Source organism: Frigoribacterium sp. PvP121 (assembly GCF_017833115.1).
GTDB classification, from domain to species: Bacteria; Actinomycetota; Actinomycetes; order Actinomycetales; family Microbacteriaceae; genus Frigoribacterium; species Frigoribacterium endophyticum.
In genome coordinates this window covers 1,400,309-1,417,915 of record NZ_JAFIBR010000001.1, presented here as the reverse complement: position 1 = coordinate 1,417,915, position 17,607 = coordinate 1,400,309, and the positions used below count along the sequence as shown (strand labels likewise).

The 17,607-nt window shown below is 73.7% G+C and carries 15 protein-coding genes; 7 read left to right on the top strand and 8 right to left on the bottom strand.

What is annotated here, in order from left to right; genetic code table 11:
- Positions 1 to 113: 113 nt before the first annotated feature.
- The 5 genes from epsC to JOE43_RS06605 all read right to left on the bottom strand — a co-directional run bounded on the left by epsC (position 114) and on the right by JOE43_RS06605 (position 5,169).
- Positions 114 to 665, bottom strand: coding sequence for a serine O-acetyltransferase EpsC (epsC, locus tag JOE43_RS06625; protein WP_209516108.1), 552 nt, complete (start codon positions 663 to 665; stop codon positions 114 to 116).
- A gap of 1 nt (position 666) precedes the next feature.
- On the bottom strand, positions 667 to 1,617 hold the full coding sequence (cysK, locus tag JOE43_RS06620; protein WP_209516104.1) for a cysteine synthase A: 951 nt from the start codon (positions 1,615 to 1,617) through the stop codon (positions 667 to 669).
- Between the two features lie 149 nt (positions 1,618 to 1,766).
- Positions 1,767 to 3,473 carry an FAD-binding oxidoreductase gene (locus tag JOE43_RS06615; protein WP_307803266.1) on the bottom strand — a complete coding sequence of 569 codons (1,707 nt, stop codon included), beginning with the start codon at positions 3,471 to 3,473 and terminating at the stop codon, positions 1,767 to 1,769.
- A complete protein-coding gene (locus tag JOE43_RS06610) occupies positions 3,470 to 4,393 on the bottom strand; it encodes a 1-acyl-sn-glycerol-3-phosphate acyltransferase (protein WP_209516102.1) in 924 nt (307 codons plus the stop codon). The genes JOE43_RS06615 and JOE43_RS06610 overlap by 4 nt, the downstream gene beginning before the upstream one ends.
- Positions 4,390 to 5,169 carry an SDR family oxidoreductase gene (locus JOE43_RS06605; RefSeq protein ID WP_209516099.1) on the bottom strand — a complete coding sequence of 260 codons (780 nt, stop codon included), beginning with the start codon at positions 5,167 to 5,169 and terminating at the stop codon, positions 4,390 to 4,392. Before JOE43_RS06605 ends, JOE43_RS06610 begins: the two co-directional genes overlap by 4 nt.
- Positions 5,170 to 5,255: 86 nt before the next feature.
- Here JOE43_RS06605 and JOE43_RS06600 point away from each other — a divergent pair, with 86 nt between their 5' ends.
- The 4 genes from JOE43_RS06600 to JOE43_RS06585 are packed head-to-tail and all read left to right on the top strand — an operon-like array spanning position 5,256 to position 9,714.
- Positions 5,256 to 6,077: a hypothetical protein gene (locus tag JOE43_RS06600; RefSeq protein ID WP_209516097.1), complete on the top strand. Its 822-nt coding sequence runs from the start codon at positions 5,256 to 5,258 to the stop codon at positions 6,075 to 6,077.
- A complete protein-coding gene (locus JOE43_RS06595) occupies positions 6,074 to 8,458 on the top strand; it encodes an SDR family oxidoreductase (protein WP_209516094.1) in 2,385 nt (794 codons plus the stop codon). The genes JOE43_RS06600 and JOE43_RS06595 overlap by 4 nt, the downstream gene beginning before the upstream one ends.
- 23 nt (positions 8,459 to 8,481) lie before the next feature.
- Positions 8,482 to 9,309, top strand: a complete 828-nt coding sequence (locus tag JOE43_RS06590; RefSeq protein ID WP_056052621.1) for a hypothetical protein — start codon at positions 8,482 to 8,484, stop codon at positions 9,307 to 9,309.
- Positions 9,310 to 9,366: 57 nt separating this feature from the next.
- Positions 9,367 to 9,714 (top strand): LysR family transcriptional regulator, encoded by a 348-nt coding sequence (locus tag JOE43_RS06585; RefSeq protein WP_056052618.1) that lies wholly within the window; start codon positions 9,367 to 9,369, stop codon positions 9,712 to 9,714.
- A 13-nt stretch (positions 9,715 to 9,727) separates the two neighbouring features.
- Here JOE43_RS06585 and JOE43_RS06580 read toward each other — a convergent pair whose 3' ends face one another.
- From JOE43_RS06580 to JOE43_RS15920, 3 genes are all read right to left on the bottom strand, one after another.
- Positions 9,728 to 10,042 (bottom strand): hypothetical protein, encoded by a 315-nt coding sequence (locus JOE43_RS06580; protein WP_209516091.1) that lies wholly within the window; start codon positions 10,040 to 10,042, stop codon positions 9,728 to 9,730.
- A 462-nt stretch (positions 10,043 to 10,504) separates the two neighbouring features.
- Positions 10,505 to 11,671 (bottom strand): RtcB family protein, encoded by a 1,167-nt coding sequence (locus tag JOE43_RS06575; RefSeq protein ID WP_209516088.1) that lies wholly within the window; start codon positions 11,669 to 11,671, stop codon positions 10,505 to 10,507.
- A gap of 129 nt (positions 11,672 to 11,800) precedes the next feature.
- Positions 11,801 to 11,935, bottom strand: a complete 135-nt coding sequence (locus tag JOE43_RS15920) for a hypothetical protein (protein WP_280921575.1) — start codon at positions 11,933 to 11,935, stop codon at positions 11,801 to 11,803.
- Between the two features lie 292 nt (positions 11,936 to 12,227).
- On the opposite strand from JOE43_RS15920, the gene JOE43_RS06570 reads away from it, so the two are divergent.
- Genes JOE43_RS06570 through JOE43_RS15915 form a run of 3 tightly spaced genes read left to right on the top strand, consistent with a single transcriptional unit; the run spans position 12,228 to position 17,505 of the window.
- Positions 12,228 to 13,769 (top strand): pyridoxal-dependent decarboxylase, encoded by a 1,542-nt coding sequence (locus JOE43_RS06570; RefSeq protein ID WP_209516086.1) that lies wholly within the window; start codon positions 12,228 to 12,230, stop codon positions 13,767 to 13,769.
- Positions 13,766 to 15,118: a lysine N(6)-hydroxylase/L-ornithine N(5)-oxygenase family protein gene (locus JOE43_RS06565; RefSeq protein ID WP_209516084.1), complete on the top strand. Its 1,353-nt coding sequence runs from the start codon at positions 13,766 to 13,768 to the stop codon at positions 15,116 to 15,118. The genes JOE43_RS06570 and JOE43_RS06565 overlap by 4 nt, the downstream gene beginning before the upstream one ends.
- Positions 15,115 to 17,505, top strand: coding sequence for a GNAT family N-acetyltransferase (locus tag JOE43_RS15915; RefSeq protein WP_209516081.1), 2,391 nt, complete (start codon positions 15,115 to 15,117; stop codon positions 17,503 to 17,505). Before JOE43_RS06565 ends, JOE43_RS15915 begins: the two co-directional genes overlap by 4 nt.
- Positions 17,506 to 17,607: the final 102 nt, after the last annotated feature.

The window sequence follows — 17,607 nt, the reverse complement described above, 5'->3', positions numbered from 1 at the left end:
TGACTCCTGAACCGTCGACGCGGAGCGGGGCGGCCCCGGGCACGCCGAGCAGAGCGGGCGCGCGGCCGCAGCGTCGCGACTCGCGTCGAGCGCCGAGCCGTAGGCGCCGCCGCTCAGGCGCCGCGCGGCCGGCTCACCGCGGGCACCCCGGTCGCGACCGAGTCCGCCGGCACGTCCTTCGTGACGACGGCGCCCGCGCCCACCACGCTGCGCGCCCCGACCACGACCCCGCCGATCACCGAGGCACCCGCGCCCACCGTCACGCCGTCCTCGAGCGTGGGGTGGCGACGTGCCCCCGCGCCCCGCCCGCCCTTGCCGCCGAGCGTCACGCCGTGGAAGAGGGTGCAGTCGTCGCCGACGACGGCCGTCTCGCCCACCACCGTGCCCATCCCGTGGTCGATGAACAAGCGGCGCCCCAGGCGGGCCCCGGGGTGGATCTCCACCCCCGTCAGCGACCGGGCCGCGTGGGCCACGAGCCGGGCGACGACGCGGCTGCCGAGCCGGCGGGGCAGGCCCTCGGCCCGCCACAGGCGGCTCGCGACGCGGTGCAGCCACACGGCGTGCAGCCCCGGGTAGACCAGGGCCGTCTCGACGCGCCCGCGGGCGGCGGGGTCGCGCCGCCGCACGGCCGCGACGTCCTCCGCCAGGCGGGCGACCGCCCGCACGCTAAGCGCCGGCGCCGGCGCCCGCGAGGCCCTGGAAGAGGACCGTCGACAGGTAGCGCTCGCCCGTGTCGCAGACGATGGCGACGATGCGCTTGCCGGCGTTCTCGGGCCGGGCGGCGATCTCGAGCGCGGCGTGGACGATCGCGCCCGACGAGATGCCGGAGAGGATGCCCTCCTTGGCGGCGAGGTCGCGCGCGACCCGCAGGGCGTCGTCGAGCTGGACGGGGAAGACCTCGTCGATCTGCGACCGGTCGAGCAGCTCCGGCACGAAGTTGGCGCCGATGCCCTGGATCTTGTGCGGGCCGGCCTTGCCCTCGCTGAGCAGCGGCGAGTCGGCGGGCTCGACGGCCACGACCTTCACGCCGGGCACCTGCTCGTGCAGCACCTGGCCGACGCCCGTGATGGTGCCGCCCGTCCCGACGCCGGCGACGAAGAAGTCGATCTTCCCGTCCGTGTCGCGGAGGATCTCGGGGGCGGTCGTGCGGCGGTGGATCTCCGCGTTGGCCTCGGTCTCGAACTGCCGGGCCCAGACGGCGCCCTCGGTCTCGTCGACGATCTGCTTCGCGCGCTCGACGGCGCCGCGCATGCCCTCGCCGCCGGGGGTGAGCACGACCTCGGCGCCGTAGGCGGCGATGATCGTGCGGCGCTCGACGCTCATCGTCTCGGGCATCGTGACGACGACGCGGTAGCCGCGGGCGGCGCCGACGAGCGCGAGGGCGATGCCGGTGTTGCCGCTCGAACCCTCGACGATCGTGCCGCCCGGCTTCAGCTCGCCGCTCGCCTCGGCCGCGTCGACGATGGCGACGCCGAGGCGGTCCTTGACGCTGCCGCCGGGGTTGTAGAACTCGAGCTTGACGACGACCTCCGCGCCGCCGGGCACGGCGAGTGCGTTCAGTCGCACGAGGGGGGTGTCGCCGAAGGCCGAGGTGATGTCGCCGTGGATTCCGGTCATGCGCGTCTCTTCCGTGAGGGCCCGCCGGGTGCGAGCGGTACCTGCGATCAACACATCCTAGGTCGACCGTGTTCCCGGTGACCGGAGGTGCAGGACGCGCAGGAGGCGCGGGCCGGCCCGAGGGCCCACCCGCGCCTCCTGCCCGGTCGCTACGCGCCGGTGATCTTGCCCGGGTTGAAGACGCGGCCCGGGTCGGCCGAGTCGAACAGGCCCTGCATCACCTGGATGCCCTGCGTCGAGACGTCCTGCTCGAGCCACGGGGCGTGCTCGAGGCCGACGCCGTGGTGGTGCGACACGGTCGCGCCGGTGTCGATGAACGCCTGCTGGATCGCGTGCTTCACGACGTCGTACTCGGCCTCGGCGTCGGCGCCGTGCTCGAAGGCGAACGTGAAGTAGAGGCACGCCCCCGAGTGGTACGAGTGCGACAGGTGGCCCATGATCCAGCCCTGCACGCCGATCTGGTCGAACGCCTGGTTGGCCGCGGCGTAGACGCGGGCCGAGACGTCGCGCAGCTTCGACCACGGGGCGGCGGTCTCGCTGACGTCGGCCGCGCCTCCGTGGTCCATGAAGAAGTCGCGCAGGTAGGGCGTGTCGAACTTCTTCTGGTCGTAGAGCTTGCCGGGGCCCTTGCCGACGCTCATGCCGCGGTTCGCCTTGACGATCTTGGCGACGGCCTTCTGCGTCTGGGCGACGTGCTCGGGGCTGCCCTCGTAGCCGATGAACGACAGGCACATCGCCTCGACGTCCCAGCCCTTGGCCCTGAGCACCTTCGGCAGGGCGTCGTTGACGACCTTCGAGATGCCCTTGCTCTCCTTCGAGGTCGCGAACGAGAACGCGGTCTCGTGGGCGTCGCTGACGCGGGTCACCGACGGGTGGGCGTCGCTCTCGGCGATGGCCTGCATCGCCGCGAGCCCGTCGTGCCACGACGGGAAGAGGTAGGCGAGGATCTCGCGCTTCTCGGGCAGGCGGTGCACCTGCGCGGTGACCTCGGTGATGACGCCGAGGCGCCCCTCCGAGCCGATGATCATCTCGCGGAGCGACGGCCCGGTGGAGGCGCTGGGCACGGCCCGGATGACGAGCACGCCCCCGGGGCGGACGACGCGCAGCCCCTTGGTGATGTCGGCGATGTCGCCGTACTTGTCGCTCTGCATGCCGGAGGAGCGGGTCGCGACCCAGCCCCCCATCGTCGAGTGCGTGAAGCTGTCGGGGAAGTGGCCGAGGGTCCAGCCGCGGGCGTTGAGCTGCTCCTCCAGGTCGGGGCCCTGGCCGCCGGCCTGGATGCGGGCGAGTCCGCTGTCTTCGTCGACGTGGAGCACCCTCGAGAGGCGGCCCATGTCGAGCGAGACGACGGTGCGCTCCTCCGTGGGCATCGGCTCGAGGCTGCCGACGATGTTGCTGCCGCCGCCGAAGGGGATGAGCACGACGTCGCTCGCGACGGCGAGGTCGACGATCTGCTGCACCTCGGCCTCGTCGGCCGGGTAGACGACGACGTCGGGCACCCGGTCGAGGACGCCCGTACGGATGCGGATGAGGTCGCGGATGCTCTTGCCGTAGGTGTGGACGACGCGGTCGTGGTCGCCCTGGTCGACGTGCTCGGTGCCGACGATCTGCACGAGCGAGTCGACGACCTCGGAGGAGGCGCGCGAGGCCGGCACGGTCAGCTGCGAGAAGTCGAGGCCCGTGTCGTGCTGGCCCTGCGACAGCTCGACGCCGACGATCTTCTTGACGAACGGGGCGAAGCCCGGCTTGTCGTCGTGGTGGAAGGCGACGCCCTCGACGCCCCAGCCCCACCACTTCATGTGCGCGACGCCGTGGTCGCGCACCTCGGTCTCCGGCTTGCTCTGGACGTCGGTCACGGTCGTGCTCCTTCGGACGGGGTCTCGGGACCCAGGATACGGGCGGTGTTCGCGTCCTTCAGACGCAGGATCTCGTCGCGCAGGCGGGCCGAGAACTGCACCGGCGTCTCGCCGGGCTCGGGCCGCATCGGGTCGCCGAACGCCACGCCGACGGGCAGGCGGCCGGGCCTCGGCCAGGCCGACCCACGGGGGTGGGCGATGTGCGCCCCGATCAGGGCGAGGGGGATGATCGGCACGTCGCAGGCCGCCGACAGCGCCGCCGCGCCGGGCTTGAACGCGGCGACGGAGCCGTCCTTCGAGCGCGTGCCCTCGGGGAAGACCAGCACGGGGTAGCCGCGCTCGAGCAGCGACCGGGCGCTGACCGTGGGCTGGCCGGCGCGCCTGCGGGCGGCCGACTTCGCGGCGGCCTTGCGGCGGGCGGCGGACTGCGTCGGCGTCGCGCCGGTCGACGGGTGCGCGGCGGCCGCGGCCGCCGCCGCGACGGCGCCGGGGGCCTGGGGCGTCGCCGAGCCGGGCGTGCCGGCGGGCGTCGCGGTCGACGAGCCACGCTGCACCGGGAAGGCGTTGAAGAACAGCTCGGTCAGCTGACGACGCCACGGCACGTCGAAGAAGTAGTCGGCCGCGGCCCCCGTCGCGAGGTAGCGGGCGAGCCGGCGCGGCAGGGCGCCGAGGATGAGGGGCGCGTCGAGGTGGCTCGAGTGGTTCGCCACCACGATGAAGCCGCCCTCGACGCCCTTGAGCCGGTCGCGGTCGATGACGGTGACGCTCGTGATGGACCAGATGGTCGGCTTGAGGACGACCCGCTGGGCGACGTACCGGGCCATGGCCCGGCCGCGCGAGCTGAAGCGGTCGGTGACGTCGGTCGCGGCGCGGGCGACGGCCTCGCGGCGCGGGTGGCCGGGCCGGCTGGGGTCGCTCACGACTCCGCGGGCTTCCGTCGGCTCGACGAGATGGCGCCCGAGACGCGGCGGACGACGCTGCGCGGAGCGTGCCGCACCAACCAGAACAGCACGCGGTACCGAACCGTGGGCATGGAGACCACCTTGTTGTCATCGACGTCGCGCAGGCACGCGGCGACCAGTGGTTCGGCGCCGAGCCACAATGCGTTCGGGATGCTCGACGACCGGATGCCGGCGCGCTGATGGAACTCCGTCTTCACCCAGCCCGGCAGCAGCACCGTGACGCCGACGCCCGTGCCCGCGAGCTCGACCGACAGGCTCTCGCTGAACGAGGTCACCCACGCCTTGATGGCCGAGTAGCCGCCCATGGTCATGAAGCCGGCGGTGCTCGACACGTTGACGATGCGGCCGCGGCCCCGGAGGCGCATGGCGCGTGCCGCGGACCCCGACAGCACCAGCACGCTGCGGACCATCACCTCGAACGCCGCGTCGTGCGTCGCGACGTCCTCCGACGTCAGCGGCGTGTGCACGCCGAAGCCGGCGTTGTTGACGAGCAGCTCGACCGGGGAGGCGTCGTCGGCCAGCCGGGCGGCGACCCGGTCGACGTCCGAGCGGTCGCCGAGGTCGGCGGAGAGGACCTCGACCCGGCGGCCCGTCGCGCGGAGCGCGGCGGCCGTCTCGTCGAGTCGGGTCGCGTCGCGCGCGACCAGGACGAGGTCCCAGCCACGTGCGGCGAGTTGGCGGGCGAATTCGGCTCCGATGCCGGACGTGCCCCCGGTGACGAGCGCTGTTGCCATGCCGCTTACGATACGGTCTTGAGGGCTCGCAGCGTGCATCGTGCCCCGCCCGCCCGCACGAACGCGTCACGAGAGGATCACTGGTCATGACGATCGACGGTGACCCCTACGACACCACCGAGTTCGACATGCGCGAGTTCACCCTGACGGCCCAGGGCACCCTCCGCCCCGAGCTCGACCTGACGCCCTTCGAGGCCTCCCCGCTCGGCGACGACGAGCTGCGCCTGCTGCGCCACCTCGGCCGCCTGGAGGCCGCGACGATGGAGCACCTCCGCAACCTCCTCGTCACCGCGACGCACAAGGACGCCCGCGTCACCGCCTTCCTCGTCACGTGGGCCTTCGAGAAGTTCTGGCTGGCCGACGCCCTCGACGCCGTGCTCGAGGCGCACGGCCGCCCGCGCCTCCGCGACGACGAGGAGGGCCCGCGCCGCCACGCCGCCTCCGAGGCCGCCGAGCGCCGCGGCCCGATCACGCGCGCCCTCGAGGCGATCAACAAGGGCGTGCCGATCGTCGCCGAGCACATGATCACCGGGCTCGTCGACGAGTGGGTCCTCGGCGAGGCCTACGACGTGCTCGAGCTCCGGGCCGCGAGCCCGGCGCTGAGCGCCGTCCTCGACCGCGTCCGCGCGATCAAGCGTCGCCACGAGCGGTTCTTCGACCTCGAGGCCCACTGGCGCCTCGCCGACTCGGCGCGTGCCGTGAAGCAGACCCGCGCCTCCCTCGCGAAGGCCGTCTGGCCGATCGGCGCGATCGAGCGCGCCGACTCCGAGCGCACCTTCTTCGACACGGTCGTCTGGGGCGGGGCCGAGGGCCACCTCCGCGCCGACTCGGTCGGCGACCGCGTCGCCGCCCTGCCGGGGCTCGACGCCCGCGTCGGCTCCACCGTGACCCGAAAGCTCACCGCATGACCGCACCCCTCCCCTCCGCCACGCCGGGCTCCACCGTCGCCAGCCTCGGCTCGGCGCACGTGCTGCTCACGGGCGGCACCGGATTCGTCGGCCAGGCGATCCTCGAGCGCCTGCTCTCGACCCACCCCGACACGACGGTCACCCTGCTGATCCGGCCCAAGGCCGGCACGCCGGCCCTCGGTCGGCTGCGGCACCTGCTCAAGAAGCCGGTGTTCGCGAGCTGGCGCGAGCGCGTCGGCGCGGACGAGGTCGAGCGCGCGCTCACCGAGCGGCTGCGCGTCGTCGAGAGCAGCCTCGGCTCGCTGCCCGACCTGCCCGCCGACCTCGACGTCGTCATCCACAGCGCGTCGACCGTCTCGTTCGACCCGCCCATCGACCAGGCCTTCGACACCAACGTCGGCGGGGCCGTCGGCCTGTACGAGGCCCTGCGCCGCGCGGGCGGAGACCCGCACGTCGTTCACGTGTCGACCGCGTACGTCGGCGGCATCCGCAAGGGCGTCTTCCCCGAGGCGGCGCTCACGCACGCCGTCGACTGGCGCGCCGAGCACGCCGCCGCCCGCGACGCGCGCGCCCGCGTCGAGGCCGCGTCGCGGCAGCCCGAGACCCTCCGCCGGTTCCTCGCCGAGGGCCGTGCCCGCCACGGCAAGACCGGGCCCCAGGCCGTCGCGACGGCCGCCGAGGAGGCGCGGGTCGCCTGGGTCGCCGCCCGTCTCGTCGACTACGGCCGCACCCGGGCCGAGACCCTCGGCTGGACGGACGTCTACACGCTCACCAAGGCGTTCGCCGAGCGCGCCGCCGAGGAGCTGTGGGCCGCCGAGGGCCACCGCCTGTCGGTCGTCCGCCCCGCCATCGTCGAGAGCGCGCTCCGCCACCCGTACCCGGGCTGGATCGACGGCTTCAAGGTCGCCGACCCGCTGATCATGTCGTACGCCCGCGGGCTCCTGCCGGAGTTCCCCGGGGTGCCCGACAGCGTGCTCGACATCGTGCCCGTCGACTTCGTGGTGAACGTCATCCTCGCGGTCGCGGCGAACCCCCCGGCGCGCCCGGTGACCGACGACGCGGCCGCGGCGGTGCCGGCGCCGCGCACCGCGACTCCTGCGGGCCCCGAGGCGCAGTACTTCCACGTGGCGTCGGGCAACGCGAACCCGTTCCCGATCCTCCGCATGTTCGAGAACCTCAACGCGTTCTTCACGGCGAACCCGCTGCCGCGCGACGAGCACACGACCATCCCGGTGCCGCACTGGGACTTCCCCGGCGTGCGCAAGGTCGAGGGCGCGATCCGCTTCAAGCAGCGGACGAACGACTGGCGCGAGCGCGTGCTCACGCACCTGCCCTCGAACCAGCGCACGCGCACCGCGCTGAGCGACGTGCAGACCCGACGCGCCGACCTCGAGTCGCTGCAGAGCCTGACCGACCTCTACCGCCACTACGTGCAGTCCGAGATCATCTTCGACGACCGCCGCACCCGGGCGCTGCACGCCGGGCTGCCCGAGGGCTCCCCCGCCGACGTCGGCTTCGACGTCGGCGACATCGACTGGGAGCACTACTTCCAGACCGTGCACTTCCCGTCGATCACGGCCATGACGCGCGCCTTCTCGGTGCGCCCCGCCGCCACCGGCGCCGTCGTCGACACCCGGCCGCTGCCGCCCCGCACCGACGTGGTCGCCGTCTTCGACCTCGAGGGGACGGTGCTCGACTCGAACATCGTCGAGCAGTACCTCTGGGTGCGCTCGAACGGCTTCCGCAAGGCGGCCTGGCCGGGCGAGGTCGCGTCGCTGCTGACCGGCCTGCCGGCCTACCTCCGGGCGGAGTCGCGTGATCGCGGCGAGTTCATCCGCAGCTTCCTGAGGCGGTACAGCGGCATGCCCGTCTCGCGCCTCCGCGGAGTGGTGCGCTCCGGCGGCTACGCCGACGCCGTGCGCCGCCACACCCTGCCCGAGGCGCTCGCCCGCATCGCGGAGCACCGGGCCGCCGGTCATCGGACGGTGCTGGTCACGGGCTCCATCGCGACCCTCGCCGGGCCGATCGCCGACCTGTTCGACGAGGTCGTCGGCAGCACCATGCACGAGCGCGACGGAGTGCTCACCGGGTACCTCGCCCAGCCGCCGTTGGTGGACGAAGCCCGCGCTGCGTGGCTGACGCAGTGGGCACGGGAGAACGAGATCGACCTCACGGGGTCGTACGGGTACGGTGACTCCCACGCCGACCTCGCCTGGTTGGAGCTGCTCGGCAACCCGTCCGCCGTCAACCCCGACTCCAATCTCGCCCGCGAGGCGCTCCGAAGAAGATGGAGCATCCGCGACTGGGCCAGGGCCCGGGGCGCGGTCACAGCGACGACCGGCGGCAGCACCACACGGAAAGGAGACGGAGGGCAGGTCTGACGACCCGCGCCTCCCGACACCACATGGCATTCGACATCGACAAGTTCGCCGCGACCAGCGAGCGGATCACGTGGGACGACCTCGACCTCGACCACTTCAAGGAGAACCCGCTCAGCGCGGACTCGCTCCGCACCCTCCGCTACATGGCCGACGTCGAGTACCACACCGTGTGCTACACCCGTGACCTGCTGACCACGCCCTCCCACAAGGAGGGCGACGTCTCGACCTTCATGACGATGTGGAACCGCGAGGAGTTCTGGCACGGCGAGGCCCTCGCCGCCATCCTCGAGGTGCACGGCGTCAAGGTCGACTACGACCAGCTGCGCGCGAACCGCCTCAAGCTCGGCTGGCGCGACAAGCTCGACCCGGTCAAGCAGGGCCTGCTCGGCAAGTTCGTCGGCTCGGACTTCGTCGCCGTCCACATGTCGTGGGGCGCCGCCAACGAGTACTCGGCCGTCGCCGCGTACAAGCGCATGGCCGCCCTCGAGAAGGACCCGGTCCTCGCCGAGCTGCTCGTCCGGATCGCCCGCCAGGAGTCGCGCCACGTGGCCTTCTACGTGTCGCAGGCCCGCGAGCGGCTGCTCAAGAGCAAGAAGGCGCAGAAGCTGACCCGCTTCCTGTTGCAGAAGGTCTGGGCCCCGGTCGGCTCGTCGATCATGGAGATCGACGACGTCCGCTTCGTGTTCGGCCAGCTGATGAGCGGCGAGGAAGGCCGCAAGGCCGCCGAGAAGCTCGACTCGAACATCTCGAACCTGCCCGGCATGACCGGGCTGAAGATCTTCCAGAAGGCGCTCGACGGGCTCGGCGTCAGCCACACGTCGCCGGTCGCCGGCGGGGTGTCGGTGGCCTGAGCCGCCGGCGGTAGTCTGGGGCGTCGGGCACCCGGCCGACCAGCGAGAGGCGACACCGTGAAGACCAGCCACCTGAGGCACTTCCTCGTCGCGGCCGAGGTGCTGCACTTCCCGGTCGCGGCCGACAAGCTCGGCATCTCGCGTCAGAAGCTCGAGTCGTCGATCGAGGCGCTCGAGCTCGAGTTCGGCACGAAGCTGTTCGACCGTGACGCCAGCCCCTACCGGCTGACGAAGGCCGGCCAGGCCGCGATCGTCGTCGCTGAGGAGGAGCTCGCGAGCCCGTCGACTCCTCCGCCGCCGCCTCCCGTGCCGGCGGGCGGCAAGGCCAAGGCGTCGAAGGGCAAGGGGCGCACCCCGGCGGTCAAGGGGCAGCCGAAGCCGTTCAAGAAGCGCCAGGGGCGCTAGTTCCGCCGGTTCGTCAGAGAGCGGCGAACCACTCCGCGTAGCGGGTGTTCTCTGCCATGCGCCGGGTCTCGTCGGGGGCGTCGTCGCTCCACCACACCGGCCCCCGCTCGCCGAGGCCCGTCTTGGCCGCGTCGACCCGGGCCTTCGCCGCCTCGACGCCGGCGTGGTCGTCGGCCGCCAGGGCCGCCTTCTTGGCGCGGCGGGCGTCCATCAGCTCGTGGACGAGCTCGGACCGTCTCTCCTCCGGCAGGGCCGGGTCGGTGCGCCGCCACAGCCGGCCGCGCACGACGAGGTAGCGGCCGTCGGGGGTCACGAGCGGGTCGGTCACAGGGCCAGTCTGCCCGGGGCGCGCGCGGCGCGGCCGGGCGGCCTGCCCCGTCGACGACTCAGGAGGCACCCGCGCGAGCGCGCCCGCACGGGCCGCCCGCGCCGCCCGCTCCTGACCCGTCGACACGACCGCCGCGCGCAGCGCAGCCACGACCGCGGCCCCGCCGCACCGCCCCACCGCCGAGCAGCCCGCCGCGTCGACGACTCAGGAGACACCCGCGCGAGCGCGCCCGCACGGGCCGCCCGAGCCGCCCCCTCCTGAACCGTCGACACGACCGCCGCGCGCAGCGCAGCCGACGACCGCGGCCCCGCCGCACCGCCCCACCACCGAGCAGCCCGCCGCGTCGACGACTCAGGAGACACCCGCGCGAGCGCGCCCGCACGGGCCGCCCGAGCCGCCCCCTCCTGAACCGTCGACACGGGGCGGCGACGAGGAGGCGCGAGCCGCAGCCCGCGCCTCCCCCTAGTCGCCCTTGACGTTGACGATCTGGCGCAGCGTGTGCCGGATCGTCACGAGCTCCGCCGCGTCGGCCATCACCTGGTCGATCGGCTTGTACGCCGCGGGGATCTCGTCGAGGAACGCGTCGGTGTCGCGGTACTCGATGCCCTCCATCGCGGTGCGCAGCTCGTCGTGCGTGAACTTCTTGCGGGCGGCGCTCCGCGAGTACGCCCGGCCGGCGCCGTGCGGCGACGACTCGAGCGCGACGGGGTTGCCCTTCCCCTCGACCACGTAGGAGGCGGTGCCCATGCTGCCGGGGATCAGCCCGGCCTGCCCCGCCCGGGCCGAGATGGCGCCCTTGCGGCTGAGCCACACGTCCTTGCCGAAGTGCCGCTCGCGCTGCGTGAAGTTGTGGTGGCAGTTGATCCGCTCCTGCTCCTGCACGGGCGCTCCGACCCAGTCGGCGAACTGGCGCACGACGCGGTCCATCATCTCCTCCCGGTTCAGCAGGGCGAAGCGCTGTGCCCAGCCGAGCTCGGCGATGTACCGGTCGAACTCGGCCGTGCCCTCGACGAGGTAGGCGAGGTCGGGGTCGGGCAGCGTGATCCACCAGCGCGTCATGGCCGCCTGGGCGACCTTGATGTGCGCCTGCGCGATCTTGTTGCCGACGCCCCGGCTCCCCGAGTGCAGGAAGAGCCACACGGCGTCCGTCTCGTCGAGGCTGACCTCGATGAAGTGGTTGCCGCTGCCGAGCGTGCCCAGCTGCAGCTGCCAGTTCTTCGCGTACGACGCCGGGTCGAAGCCCGCCTCGGCGGCCAGCGCCTCGAGCTCGGCGACGCGGGGCTCGGCCGTGGCGACGACCTTGCGGTTGTACGCGCCGGCCGAGGTCGGCACGGCCCGCTCGATCTGCTCGCGCAGCGGCTTGCGGTCGGCGGGCAGGTCGGCCGCCGTGAACTGCGTGCGCACGGCGATCATGCCGCAGCCGATGTCGACGCCGACGGCGGCCGGCATCACGGCGCCGAGCGTCGGGATCACCGACCCGACGGTGGCGCCGAGGCCCAGGTGGGCGTCGGGCATCAGTGCGAGGTGCGGGTAGATGAACGGCATCGTCGACGTCGTCCTGGCCTGCTGTGCGGTCTTCTCCTCGAGCAGGCTGGCCCAGCTGAACAGCCGGGCGGTGATCTTCTCCATGGTCCTCTCGGTCCTCTGTGGGGGGTGTCGTCGTCCGGGGCGGACGGACGCACTCCGACCCTGCAGTGTCGGTGGATGCGAGAGGTGCCCCGGCCCTCGTGGGCTGGGGCGTCGAGTGACGCGCGGGGCCTACGAGAGGGTGTCGAGTTCGAGCATGGTCTTCTCCTGCTGCTCGGGCGATGCGTACTGCCCGGGGTGCCAGGAGCGACCGCTGCCGTCGAGGAGGCGCGGTGCACGCAGGTCGGTGATGGTGCGGTTCGACACGGTGCTGGCCTCTCTCTCGGGGGTGCTCGACGTCGACGAGGCGACGGGTCGTGCCGACGATCGGCACGAGAGGCGACAGTACAGCCCGGGCGTGTCGCTGTCCACACCCCGGGCGTGTCGCGTCTGTCGCTCCGGGCGACCTCCAGGTCGTCCTTTCGGCGGACACCCTGTGAACCCCTGGTCATGAGCCAGATTCATGATGCGGCAGCGCCTTGCGATTTAGGTGAGCCTTGCCTAACCTCGGGCAGGCCGCAGAGAGCCTGCCGCGATCACGCATCACCGGGAGACCACCGTGACCCACCTCCTGTCCGCCGCCACGGCCGACGCCTACGCCCGCTCGACGACCGCGGTCGTCGAGCGCCTCGCCGAGCGGTTCCGGCTCGTCGACCAGCCGTCGTCGGGCGTGCCCCGCGCCGACCTCGAGGCCCTCGTCGACGCGGTCGACCTCGACGGCCCCGGCGCCGGCACCGACGCCGCCCTCCGCGAGGTGGACGAGCTCTTCACCGCGCACGCCGTCTGGTTCCACCACCCCGCCTACCAGTCGCACCTCAACTGCCCGGTCGCCCTGCCGGCGGTGGCCGCCGAGGCCGTGCTCGCCGCGGTCAACCCGTCGGTCGACACGTACGACCAGTCGACCGTCGGCACGCTCGTCGAGCGGCGGCTGATCGCCTGGACGGCCGAGCGCGCCGGCCTCCCCGCCGACACCGCGGACGGGGTGTTCACGTCGGGCGGCACGCAGTCGAACCTGCACGCCCTGCTGCTGGCCCGCGAGCGCGCCGCCGGGCGGGCCCGACGTCACGACCTCGACGAGGAGGCGCGGCTGAGGAGCACGAGCGGGCCCGGTCGACGCCCCGACCGTCGCCCGCGCTCCCTGCACGAGGTCCTCGAGCGGATGGTGGTGCTCGAGACCGACCAGAGCCACTTCAGCGTCTCGACGGCCGCGCGCGTGCTCGGCCTGGGCCCCGACAGCGTCGTCGCCGTGCCCACCGACGACCTCGGCCGGATGCGGCCCGACGCCCTCCGCGTGACCCTCGACGCCCTGGTCCAGGCCGGGCACGTGGTCGTCGCCGTCGTCGCGACCGCGGGGACGACCGACCGCGGCTGCCTCGACCCGCTGGCCGCGATCGCCGACGTCTGCGACGACACCGACGTCTGGCTGCACGTCGACGCGGCCTACGGCGGGGGCCTGCTGGTCTCGACGACGCGGCGGCGCCTCCTCGAGGGCGTCGAGCGGGCCCGGTCGGTCACCGTCGACTTCCACAAGACCTTCTTCCAGCCCGTGTCGTCGAGCGCGCTCCTCGTGCGCGACCGGGCAGACCTCGAACCGCTCGCCTGGCACGCCGACTACCTGAACCCGGCCGGGGCGGCCGACCCGAACCAGGTCGACAAGTCGCTGCAGACCACCCGGCGACTCGACGCCCTCAAGCTGTGGGCGACCCTGCGGGCCGTCGGCGCCGATGGGCTCGGCGCGATGATCGACCGCGTCGTCGAGCTGGGAGCGGCCGCGACCGGGGTCGTCCGCGACTCCGACGACCTCGACCTGATCGGCGAGACGCAGCTGAGCACGGTCCTGTTCCGCTGGCGCCCGGAGGGGCTCGACGACGCCGAGGCCGACCGGCTCGTGCCGCTCGTCCGACGCGCCCTGTTCGAGTCGGGGCGCGCCGCGGTCGCGCAGACGGTGATCGACGGGAGGCCGTGCCTCAAGCTCACGCTGCTCGACCCCGACACGACCCTGGCCGACGTCGAGGCGGTGCTCGACCTCGTCCGCGAGACGGCGAGCGCCCTGCACGTCGACAGCACCGACGGCGTGACCACCGCGGCGGTCGTCCGATGAGCGCCGTCCCCGAGCACGTCCACGACCTGGTCGGCGTCGGCCTCGGCCCCTTCGGCCTCGGCCTCGCCGCCCTCAGCGACCCCGTCGACGACCTCGACGCGGTCTTCCTCGACGCCGCCGACGGGTTCCGCTGGCACCCGGGCATGATGATCGAGGGCGCCACCATCCAGGTTCCCTTCCTGGCCGACCTCGTGACGATGGCCGACCCGACCTCGCGGTTCTCCTTCCTCGCCTGGCTGAAGCAGACCGGGCGCCTCTACCCGTTCTACGTCCGCGAGAGCTTCTTCCCGCTCCGCGTCGAGTACGACGCCTACTGCCGGTGGGTCGCCGACCAGCTCGGCACGCTGCGCTGGGGCCGTCGCGTGACGGCGGTCACCGACCTCGACGACGGGACGCTGCTCGTGCACGCCGGCGACGAGACGTGGCGCACGCGGCACGTCGTGCTCAGCACGGGCACCGAGCCCGCCGTCCCGGCGCACCTGACCGGGCTCGACGGCCCGGTGGTGCACAGCGCCGACTACCTCGGCGCCCGCGACCGGCTGCGTGACGCCCCCTCCGTGACGATCGTCGGCAGCGGGCAGTCCGCGGCCGAGATCTACCGCGACCTGCTCGACGGGGTCGGGCACGAGGGGGTCGCCGGCTCCGGCGCCCGGCTCGACTGGGTCACCCGCTCCCCCCGGTTCTTCGCCATGGAGTACACGAAGCTCACCCTCGAGCTCACGAGCCCCGAGTACACCGACCACTTCCACGGCCTGCCCCTCGCCGAGCGCGACCGGCTCGGCCGCGAGCAGCGCAGCCTCTACAAGGGCATCAGCGGCGACCTCGTCGACGACGTCCACGAGACGCTCTACCGCCGCAGCGTCGACGGCCCGCTCGACACGACGCTCCTCACCGAGACCGAGCTGACGGACGCGACCTGGGACGCCGACCGCGGGCTGTTCACGCTGACCCTCCGCCACGCGCAGCTGGGCACGACGGCCGTGCGGGAGTCCGCCGCACTCGTGCTGGCGACGGGGTACGCCCCGCGGTCGACCTCGGTGCTCGACCCGCTCGGCGAGCAGGTCGAGCGCGACGCCCGCGGGCGGCTCGCCGTCGCCCGTGACCACAGCGTCGACGGCGGCCGCGGCCGCGTCTTCGTGCAGAACGGCGAGGAGCACACCCACGGCCTGACCGCGCCCGACCTGGGCATGGGCGCCTGGCGCAGCTCGAGCATCCTCGCGTCGATCACGGGCCGCGAGGTGTACCCGGTCGAGCGTCGGGTCGCCTTCCAGACGTTCGGGCTGCCGACCGAGGAGGCGCGGGTCGGCTCCCCGGGAGCCCCCGCCGCCGAGGGGGTGACGGCCCGATGACCGCGGTCGCCGAGCACCGCGCCTCGTGCGGGCTCGTCACGGTCGAGCCGTTCGAGGCGCACCCGCACGCGGTGCCGCTGCGGCGCTGGCTCTCGCACCCCGCCTCCTCGTGGTGGGGCATGGCGGGCCTCAGCACCGACGAGGTCCGCGCCCACCTCGCCGCGATCGAGGCCGACCCGCACCAGCGGGCCTGGCTGGGCCGCGTCGACGGCGAGCCGCTCTTCTACGTCGAGACGTACGACCCCACGCGCGTGCTGCTGACGGGGGTGCCCGAGGTGCGGCCCGGCGACGCGGGGATGCACCTGCTCGTCGCTCCGCCGGTCGAGCGACGGGTGCACGGGCTCACCTCCGCCGTGATGGCGGCCGTGACGAGCTTCGTGCTCGACGGGCTGGGCGCGACCAGGGTCGTCGTCGAGCCCGACGTGCGGAACGCGACGGTCAGGGCGAAGAACGACGAGGCGGGCTTCCGCGTGCTGCGCGAGCTGGAGCTGCCCGACAAGCGCGCGGCCCTGTCGGTGCTGACCCGCGACGACCGCGCCGCGGCGCACCTCGCGCCCGAGCCGATGGCGGTCGCGCACCGGCACCTCGTGACGAAGGCCCTCGCCGAGTTCTCGCACGAGCGGCTGCTGGCGCCGGCCAGCCGGGGCGGCGACGCGTACGAGGTGGTGCTCGCCGCACTGCCGCGGCACGACCCGACGGCGGGCGCGGCCGCGGCCCCGACGCCGTCCGCCGCACCGGCAGCGGCACCGGCCCCGACCCCGACCCCGACCCCGACCCCGGCCGTCGCCTACCGCTTCCGCGCCCGGCGGCTGGCCCTCGAGCACTGGGCGATCGACGAGGCGAGCGTCACGCGCACGGTCGACGGGCGCCCCGCCCCGCTCGACGCCCTCGAGCTGGTCGTCGAGCTGCAGCCCCTCCTCGCCGTGCCCGAGCACCTCCTCGCCACCTACCTCGAGGAGGTCTCGGCGACCCTCGCCGGCCTCGCCCACAAGCACCACCGGGGCGGGCCGTCGAGCGAGCAGCTGACGACCGCCGACCACGCGACGATCGAGGCGGCGATGACCGAGGGCCACCCCTCGTTCGTGGCGAACGCGGGCCGCATCGGGTTCGGGCTCGACGAGTCGCGGGCCTACGCCCCGGAGAACGGCGAGCCCGTGCGCCTGCTCTGGCTGGCGGCCCGACGCGCCCACGCGCACCTCGCCCTCGGGCGAGGCCTCGACGAGGCGGCCCACCGCCGCGCCGAGCTCGGCGAGGAGGCGCTCGAGCGCTTCGCCGCGACCCTCCGCGGCCGGGGCCTCGACCCCGACGACTTCCACCTCCTCCCGGTGCACCCCTGGCAGTGGCAGCACCGCGTCGCCGTCACCTTCGCCGCCGACGTCGCCCGCCGCGACCTCGTCCTCCTCGGCGAGGGCGACGTCGAGCACCGGGCGCAGCAGTCGATCCGCACGTTCTTCGCGCCGACGCACCCGGAGCGCAGCTACGTCAAGGTCGCCCTGGCCATCCAGAACATGGGGTTCCTCCGCGGCCTCTCCCCCGAGTACATGCGGCCGACGCCGGCGATCAACGACTGGGTGCACGACCTCATCTCGGCGGACCCCACCCTGCGGGAGGCGCGGTTCCGCGTCCTCCGGGAGCGCGCCTCCCTGGGGTACACCGGCGACGTCTACCACCGCACCGCGACGGCGTCCCCGCAGCGGAAGATGCTCGCGGCCCTCTGGCGGGAGAGCCCGGTGCCGCTGCTCGCGCCGGGCGAGCGCCTCGCGACGATGGCGGCGCTGCTGCACCGCGACCGCGAGGGGCACGCGCTGGCGACGGCGATGGTGCGGGCCTCGGGCGTCGGCGCCGAGCAGTGGCTGCGGTCGTACCTGCACGCGTACCTGCGGCCCGTCGTGCACTGCCTGCTCGCCCACGACCTCGCCTTCATGCCGCACGGCGAGAACGTGATCACCGTGCTGCGCGACCACGTGCCGACCGCCGTCGTGATGAAGGACATCGGCGAGGAGGTCGCCCTGCTCGCCGAGCCGTCGTCGCCCGCCGACCTGCCGGCCGAGCTGCGCCGCGTCGTCTCGCCCGTCGATGACCGGGAGAAGGCGCTGGCCGTCTTCACCGACGTCTTCGACGGGGTGCTGCGGCACCTCACGGCGATCCTCGACGTCGACGGGGTGCTGCCGGAGGCGCTCTCCTGGCGGCTCGTCGCGGAGTGCGTCGACCGGCACGCGGACGAGCACCCCGGGCTGCACGGCGCGGTCGACCTGCGCGCGGCGCGGTTCGACCACTCGTGCCTGAACCGTCTGCAGCTGCGCGACACGAGGCAGATGGTCGACCTCGGGGCGCAGTCGTCGTCGCTGATCTACGCCGGCACCCTGCCGAACCCGATCGCCCGCTGAGGAGGCCGCCGGCCGGAGGCGCGGGTCAGCGGCGAGGGAGGGCGAGGGGAGCACGGCCGGGTCGGACCCGAATCCTCCCGGCCGCGCCCCGTCGGCGGGTGC

Coding starts and splice junctions, on each gene's coding strand:
- cysK (WP_209516104.1), bottom strand. CDS start 1,617: ATGACCGGAATCCACGGCGACATCACCTCGGCCTTCGGCGACACCCCC.
- JOE43_RS06605 (WP_209516099.1), bottom strand. CDS start 5,169: ATGGCAACAGCGCTCGTCACCGGGGGCACGTCCGGCATCGGAGCCGAA.
- JOE43_RS06600 (WP_209516097.1), top strand. CDS start 5,256: ATGACGATCGACGGTGACCCCTACGACACCACCGAGTTCGACATGCGC.
- JOE43_RS06595 (WP_209516094.1), top strand. CDS start 6,074: ATGACCGCACCCCTCCCCTCCGCCACGCCGGGCTCCACCGTCGCCAGC.
- JOE43_RS06590 (WP_056052621.1), top strand. CDS start 8,482: ATGGCATTCGACATCGACAAGTTCGCCGCGACCAGCGAGCGGATCACG.
- JOE43_RS06575 (WP_209516088.1), bottom strand. CDS start 11,671: ATGGAGAAGATCACCGCCCGGCTGTTCAGCTGGGCCAGCCTGCTCGAG.
- JOE43_RS06565 (WP_209516084.1), top strand. CDS start 13,766: ATGAGCGCCGTCCCCGAGCACGTCCACGACCTGGTCGGCGTCGGCCTC.
- JOE43_RS15915 (WP_209516081.1), top strand. CDS start 15,115: ATGACCGCGGTCGCCGAGCACCGCGCCTCGTGCGGGCTCGTCACGGTC.